Genomic DNA, 6,812 nt, shown 5'->3' with positions numbered 1-6,812 from the left:
GCAGGGGAGAATTAAAACACACCCCACTCCCCCTCTTTGCTTCAGGCAGCTATGATAAAAGCATTAAGCTATGGGAATTGCACCCTGCTTCTCGCCTAGTTTTGCAAGGACATAAAGATGATGTTCGAGATGTGATATTTTCACCGGATGGCGAACTAATTACCACAGCAAGTAGCGATCGCACTGTGAAAGTCTGGAATCGCAGTGGTAAGTTACTTTATACCTTACAGGGGCATACAGATCGTATATATAGCGTTAGTTTCAGTCCCGATGGTCAAACAATCGCCTCTGCCAGTAGAGATGGTACTGTCCGGCTTTGGCATCGTCAAGGAACATTAATTAAGGTGTTAACCGGGCATAGCGACTGGGTATTGGGTGTCAGCTTTAGTGCTGACTCTAGGCGATTGGCAACTGGAAGCCGGGATGGTACGGTGAAACTCTGGACGAGCAATGGCACTTTGATTAAGACATTGCGGGGACATAGTTCCCGTGTCAATGCCGTTAGCTTTAGCCCTGATGGTGAACTACTCGCCTCCGCTAGCGATGACAATACAGTAAAACTCTGGACAGGAGATGGGAGATTGATCGAAACCCTTCTCGGTCATACTAACTCGGTTTTCGATGTCAGTTTTTCTGCCGATTCTCAGTTGCTAGTATCAGCAAGTTATGACAATACCGTAAAACTATGGAACCGGGATGGCACAGTGCGATCTACCCTTAAAGGTCCTGCCGATAGTGTAGCTCATGCTCGGTTGAGTCCCACAGGAAAAATTCTGGCAACCACCAGTTGGGATAACCGAGTCCAGTTATGGCGACTTGACGATACCTTAATTACCACATGGAAAGCTGACAAAGGTCGTGTCACTAGCGTAAACTGGAGTCATGATGGCAATGCACTAGCGATCGGGACGGAGGACAATACAGCGATTGTGTGGAATTTGGATTTAGATAATATGTGGGAAGAAAGCTGCAATTGGCTGCGAGACTATCTGGAAAATAACCCTAATATCAAAGATAGCGATCGCGTTCTTTGTCAGGAGAAAAATTGATGGAGTGAATGGGGAATGGGGAATAAAGTTTTGAGTTTTGAATTTTGAGTTTTGAATTAAGACTTTTGTTAGCATATCAGTATGTTAAAGGGATCTTAATTCCTTTGCAGTAGTTTTCCTCCCACTGGTGAAAGGATTATGGTAATTACAAAACGTGGCCTCGCGATCGGTGCAACCGCAGTAGTATTAACAACGGTTGCTGTGACTGGTGCAGGTATTTATTTATCTCAAAGTCAGGCTTCCTTGAGTGAAAGTCCCAAGGAAGTCATTGATGAAGTTTGGCAAATTATTGACCGCCAATATGTAGATGGTACATTCAATCAGGTGGATTGGCGAGCTGTGCGCACTGAGTATTTGAATCGTTCCTACACCGACAAGGAAGAAGCCTATAAGGCAATCAGGGAAATGCTCAAGAAGCTGGGCGATCCTTACACTCGGTTTATGAACCCAGAAGAGTTCAAGAATATGCAGATTGATACTTCTGGGGAATTAACGGGTGTGGGAATTCAACTCGCCCAGGATGAGGAAACGAAGAAATTGATGGTGATTGCCCCAATTGAGGATACACCAGCGTTTAAGGCGGGGATACTGGCGAAGGACATAATTGTCAAAATTGATGGTAAGACTACTGAAGGGATGAGTGTCAACGACGCTGTGAAACTGATTCGCGGTGAACCCGGAACTTCGGTGACTCTAACCATTCAACGGGGCGATAAACAGGTGGATTATCCGTTAAACCGGGCGCGGATTGAAATTCATCCGGTGCGCTACAGTTTGAAAAATACTCCCACTGGGAATATTGGCTACATTCGTTTGAATCAATTCAGTGCAATTTCGGCTCAGGAAATGCGCAATGCGATTAAGAAATTAGAAGATCAGAAGGTAATTGGCTATGTCTTAGATTTGCGATCTAATCCTGGTGGATTACTTTACTCTAGTATTGACATTGCCAGGATGTGGTTAAAGGAAGGTACGATCGTTTCCACTGTAGATCGACAGGGTGAAACAGATCGTCAAGTGGCAAATAATAGCCGAATTACTGATAAACCTCTGGTAGTGCTAGTAGATGGTGGTTCCGCTAGTGCAAGTGAAATTCTCTCTGGGGCATTGCAGGATAATAAACGGGCTGCTTTAGTAGGAACTCAAACTTTTGGCAAAGGTTTAGTACAATCAGTACGAGGACTTGGAGATGGTTCTGGTATGGCGGTGACTATTGCTAAATATCTAACCCCTAGCGGCCGTGATATTAATAAGTCTGGTATTCATCCAGATGTGGTAATTGAGTTGACGGAAGCCCAGCGGAAAGAATTACAAATGGATCGGACTAAAATAGGTACGCCTGACGATCCTCAGTATGCCAAAGGGCTTGAGATTCTTAAAGAGGAAATTGCTAAACAACCAGGCAATAATTCCGCCTCTTCAAGTAGGTAAATTCCTCATAGGTTACGATCGGGATAGACGAATTTCGAGAGCATCCCACTTTGGCAAAGATACTCGTTTTTTGACAAAGTTTTTACCCCCCCAGCCCCCCTTGTCAAAGGGGGGAGTAAGAATCAACCTGCATTTCTTCCTTTTCGATATTACTCCCAAATCATCCGCAAATCTAAAACAAAACCCGGCAAAACATCTTCCCCCGATAATTGACTAGGATTTGACAAAACTTCCACAGGTTTTCCTTGCCGATAAATTTCCACTCGCCGGGATTTCCGATTCATCAACCAACCCAATCTCACCTGATTATCCATATATTCTTTCATTTTATCTTGAGTTTCCTTTAAACTATCCGTTGGCGACATTAACTCCAAAACAAAATCCGGCGCAATGGGTGGAAATTTCTCTTTTTGTTCTGAAGTTAGTCGCTCCCATCTTTCTTTTTGAATCCAAGACACATCCGGAGAGCGATCTCCACCATTTGGTAAGCGAAAACAGGTAGAAGAGTCAAATACTTCCCCAAGATTAGTTTGTTCATTCCATACACAAAATCGAGTAGTTAGCTTGGCGTTACGTTTTCCAGTTTCTCCACCTGTAGGTGACATAATGATAATTTCTCTGTGAGCGTTACGTTCAAATTTTACATCGGGATTGACTCGGCAAAGATGATAAAATTGCTCGTCAGTCAGTTCAACAATCGGGTTGAGGTTGATTGTAAAGGCTGTCATAGTAAGTGGTGAGGTAAGTGAAGGATATATTTAATATATTAGGCGATCGCATCTCCATCTAACCTAATTCATAATCCCAAGCAATAGTGAGTAGCTGTTTCAATCCGTAACATACCCCTCTTTTGTCTCAAGTCTGGTTGTACAATATTAGTATTACTTGAGATATTGCACTATTATTACGGAACTAAAGCCAATACCCCTACAGGAGAACCACTACCACCCTTAAGACGCATCACACCAATAACCAATAGACTACCAACAGGCGGAAGTTGGTCTAAATTAGTCAGATTTTCCAATACAATCCCAGATTGTGCTAACACCAAACGATTAATAGCAAAACTTGTATCCATACCACCATCAACACCGTGAGTATCAATTCCCACCCCAGCTATTTGGCGTTGCGATAGTAAAAATTCCGTAGCCTCACTACCAAAGCCAGGAAAATGCAGCCCAAAAGCATTATCCTGGTTAAAAAATGCTCCCTCATCTAACCATTTTGACTGCCAACCTGTGTAGAGTAGCACGATACTATCCACAGGAATCTTACCGTATTCTTTCTCCCATGCTAAAACATCAGAAAGTGAAAGTAGATAATTAGGATTAATAGCTGCTTGGTTACTCTTATCAATTACCACCGCTTTCTTCACCAAAGACTCAGGAGGATATTGGTCAATACTAGCACCATCCCGGAAAAAACTATTAGGAGCATTAATATGGGTAGCACTGTGTTCCCCCAGAGAAAAACTCCGCAAGTAATAACCATCTTTTTCAAGAGAAGCAACGTTTTCAAATTCCACCTTTGGGTCACCAGACCATCGAGGTATGTTAGGCTCAATAATATGAGAAAGACTTACAACTCTACTAATAGTAATCGTTAATGGCAAAAGACTATTACTCATAAATTACCTCACAGTATAGATAAATTAACTATAGCGTTTTCATTTGAGATGTAAACAAGAGTGGTAGTTTTTCCTGGTTAACAAAAATACTGGAAGTCCTTTCCTACTCTTGATTATTCCCCGTTCCCCGTTTCCTTATCAATAAATAGGCGAATTAGGTTAATTATCCAAATTTTTGCTGAAGACAAAATATCTATTTCTTTTCCGCTCCAATTTGTCGTGGCGCTAGCTTTTTGCAAATTCATCACCAGAACATATATCCAAGGAATAAAACTTGCTAGAGCTGCGCAACTAGCGATAAGATAAGCAATTAACTTTTTTCTTAATCTAATTCCTTCAATTACCAAAATATAAAGAGTATGGCTAATATGAACTAACCCAGAAAATAAATAGACATATAAGCCTAATGACAAACTGATTGAGGCGGGGTTTTCCATTTGTCTGGTGCGTTGCATACAACGCACCCGACAATACCGAGCCTGGGAACCAGAATAAATATATAGAGAAACCGGGTAACTTCGGCGAAACCCGGTTTCTGAGGCGTACTTCATCCAACCGATAACCGTTATATACGGTAGGGTGCGTTACATGTAACGCACCCTACCCTCCTGCCAAAGTCGGATCGTGTGTAGAGACGCATCACAATACGTCTTTGTATGACCAAAAACTATAGTTCACCTAATCTTCGCCTAATCTACATCAAATCTTCATCAAATTTCGATCGCGTCTTCATCGTATCTTCATAAAAGTCGCCTCTAATTTAAAGATTCGATGAAGTTGGCTCAAAAATTGATCTTTTTTCATTCGTACACAGTATATTCATGGAAAGAGATATTTTTCTGAATTACCAAGGAGACCTAAAGATGAATTTTACAAAAACGGCCACAGTTCTAGGTTTAATTGCAGGTAGTGCAATGGCTTTGGGAGCCATGCCCGCTCAAGCGCTAGAAGGATTATTTGGGAATGACGGTATTTTCTTTGAGGAGGATACCCTAGTAGATTTTTGGTTCCTAGAGTCTAACGGGAAATTCAAGTCAACCTTGTCTGTCTATAATGCGGACACAAACACTACAGTAAATCCTTTTCTGTTTCAAGAAGCTGCTCCAGGATATGACGTGCCAAAAACGGGCGATTTCCATGGAACTTGCCCTCAAACCGTTACTTCGCCTGCTGGAGAGTGCCACACCTGGTTTACCTTTAAGGGAGGTGTAAATTACAGCTTGTTGCTCAACTCTGGTGGTAACAATCAGGTATATTCGACAAATGCACTAAATCTAAATAGCCAAAATCCCTTAATGCAGCAGGCTGAGTTCACAGCCATGGGCAATCACATATACCAAATTGCTTGGGATGATACAGGGAATAACAATGATGGAGACATGAACGATTTCTTTGTTAAAGCTGAAATTAAGAAAGCTGTACCGGAACCAGCAGCATTGGCAGGTTTAGGACTAGTTGCTGGCACCATGACTCTGGTGCGTCGTCGCAAAAACAATAAAGGTGCTTAACTTCAACAAGCATTAATGTCAAAATCATTAAATCCTCCCTGCCTATTTAATTGAGGCGGGGTTTTTCCATTTGTAGGGTGCGTTATATATAACCCACCCTACAATAATAAGAAAAGATATCCTGCCCCCAATGTCCCAAATGTCCCGACAAGGAGAAACCATTGCCGCCATCGCAACTGCTGTTGTCCCCCAACAAGGAAGTGTGGGAATTGTCCGCATGTCGGGACAAAATGCACTAGAAATCGCCCGCAAACTCTTCCACGCACCGGGAAATCAGGTTTGGGAAAGTCACCGGATTCTCTACGGTTACATCCGTCATCCCCAAACAAAACAAGTAGTAGATGAAGCACTATTACTAATCATGTTAGCTCCTCGTTCCTACACTCGCGAAGATGTGGTGGAATTTCACTGTCACGGTGGTATTATGCCCGTGCAACAAATATTACAATTATGTTTAGTTTTTGGAGCAAGATTAGCCCAGCCGGGAGAATTTACCCTCCGGGCATTTTTTAACGGACGTATCGATTTAACCCAAGCTGAAAGTATAGCAGATTTAGTCGGTTCTCGTTCTCCCGCAGCGGCACAAACTGCACTGGCAGGATTACAGGGAAAACTCGCTACACCGATTCGCGAAATTAGAGCTACTTGTTTAGATATTTTAGCAGAGATTGAAGCAAGAATTGATTTTGAAGATGATTTACCTCCCTTAGATGAAAATGCGATAATTACACAATTTGCCGAAGTATTGAACCAAGTAAATCGCATCTTAGCTACAGCAGATAGAGGGGAACTTTTGCGGAGTGGTTTAAAAGTTGCTATTGTTGGTCGTCCGAATGTGGGAAAATCTAGTTTATTGAATGCGTGGAGTAAGTGCGATCGCGCCATTGTTACCGATTTACCTGGTACGACTCGCGATGTGGTAGAATCCCAGTTGGTGGTTGGCGGGATACCTGTGCAAGTGCTGGATACCGCAGGAATCAGAGAGACAGAGGATTTGGTGGAAAAAATTGGAGTAGCGCGATCGCGTCGTGCGGCACAAGGTGCCGATCTGGTATTATTAGTCATTGATGCGACAGCGGGTTGGACAGATGCTGATGAGGAGATTTATGAGGAGGTTAAGGATAGCCCTTTAATTATAGTTGTTAATAAAATTGATTTACTAGATGAAAGTGAATCAAACAATATTGAATCTAAAAT

At 42.4% G+C, this 6,812-nt stretch carries 7 protein-coding genes; 4 read left to right on the top strand and 3 right to left on the bottom strand.

Annotated features, from left to right (window positions below; genetic code table 11):
- Positions 1 to 1,049: WD40 repeat domain-containing protein (locus NJ959_RS23750; protein WP_254014223.1), on the top strand; the 1,049-nt coding region annotated here is incomplete at its 5' end.
- A gap of 138 nt (positions 1,050 to 1,187) precedes the next feature.
- On the top strand, positions 1,188 to 2,480 hold the full coding sequence (ctpC, locus tag NJ959_RS23745; protein WP_254014222.1) for a carboxyl-terminal processing protease CtpC: 1,293 nt from the start codon (positions 1,188 to 1,190) through the stop codon (positions 2,478 to 2,480).
- 149 nt (positions 2,481 to 2,629) lie between these two features.
- On the opposite strand, the gene NJ959_RS23740 is transcribed toward ctpC, so the two are convergent.
- The 3 genes from NJ959_RS23740 to NJ959_RS23730 all read right to left on the bottom strand — a co-directional run bounded on the left by NJ959_RS23740 (position 2,630) and on the right by NJ959_RS23730 (position 4,562).
- Complete coding sequence (locus tag NJ959_RS23740; protein WP_254014221.1) at positions 2,630 to 3,208, bottom strand: Uma2 family endonuclease; 579 nt, start codon at positions 3,206 to 3,208, stop codon at positions 2,630 to 2,632.
- Positions 3,209 to 3,384: 176 nt separating this feature from the next.
- Positions 3,385 to 4,107 carry a cyclase family protein gene (locus NJ959_RS23735; RefSeq protein WP_254014220.1) on the bottom strand — a complete coding sequence of 241 codons (723 nt, stop codon included), beginning with the start codon at positions 4,105 to 4,107 and terminating at the stop codon, positions 3,385 to 3,387.
- Between the two features lie 113 nt (positions 4,108 to 4,220).
- On the bottom strand, positions 4,221 to 4,562 hold the full coding sequence (locus NJ959_RS23730; RefSeq protein WP_254014219.1) for a glycosyltransferase family protein: 342 nt from the start codon (positions 4,560 to 4,562) through the stop codon (positions 4,221 to 4,223).
- Between the two features lie 408 nt (positions 4,563 to 4,970).
- Here NJ959_RS23730 and NJ959_RS23725 point away from each other — a divergent pair, with 408 nt between their 5' ends.
- Both NJ959_RS23725 and mnmE read left to right on the top strand, forming a co-directional pair.
- Complete coding sequence (locus tag NJ959_RS23725) at positions 4,971 to 5,615, top strand: PEP-CTERM sorting domain-containing protein (RefSeq protein WP_254014218.1); 645 nt, start codon at positions 4,971 to 4,973, stop codon at positions 5,613 to 5,615.
- A 130-nt stretch (positions 5,616 to 5,745) separates the two neighbouring features.
- Positions 5,746 to 6,812: tRNA uridine-5-carboxymethylaminomethyl(34) synthesis GTPase MnmE (gene mnmE / locus NJ959_RS23720; RefSeq protein ID WP_254014217.1), on the top strand; the 1,067-nt coding region annotated here is incomplete at its 3' end.

Origin of the sequence: Limnofasciculus baicalensis BBK-W-15, from assembly GCF_024178385.1 — a bacterium.
Taxonomy (GTDB): Bacteria; Cyanobacteriota; Cyanobacteriia; order Cyanobacteriales; family Coleofasciculaceae; genus Limnofasciculus; species Limnofasciculus baicalensis.
This window is presented reverse-complemented; position numbering and strand designations above follow the sequence as displayed.